The sequence below is a fragment of the Flavobacterium potami genome, from assembly GCF_020026915.1.
Classification (GTDB): domain Bacteria; phylum Bacteroidota; class Bacteroidia; order Flavobacteriales; family Flavobacteriaceae; genus Flavobacterium; species Flavobacterium potami.
The window spans coordinates 1-292 of the sequence record NZ_JAINUY010000029.1 but is presented as its reverse complement, the minus strand read 5'-3'; the positions used below and the strand labels follow the sequence as shown (position 1 = coordinate 292).

The following is a 292-nucleotide window of genomic DNA, read 5'->3' as shown; positions in this document are numbered from 1 at the left end:
ACGCTGCAGGCCCAACTTCGAATTCTCTATCTGCGTGAGCGTTCGCCTTTCGTGCCCCTTCTGTTTCTCGCTGACCGCGCACCTCAGATCAATGGCAAGTTCAGCGAGCCGGGCGACTGGTGGAACTTTCGTGGATGCAATCAAGCCTTCCTTCGTTCTCATGGGAGGAGGCTCCTTCAAGAGTCAGGTCTCGACGTGCCGGAGTGGATCCCCGACTCTAACGAGGATATTCTGTTGAGGTAGTACGTACCGGGTTCATGCAACCTTTCCCTTTGCTCCTTCTCAAACCGCT

General features: G+C 55.1%; 1 protein-coding gene. It reads left to right on the top strand.

From position 1 onward, the window contains the following. On the top strand, positions 1–243 hold a 243-nt coding region (locus K6T82_RS24140), incomplete at its 5' end, for a hypothetical protein (RefSeq protein WP_223711575.1). Positions 244–292: the final 49 nt, after the last annotated feature.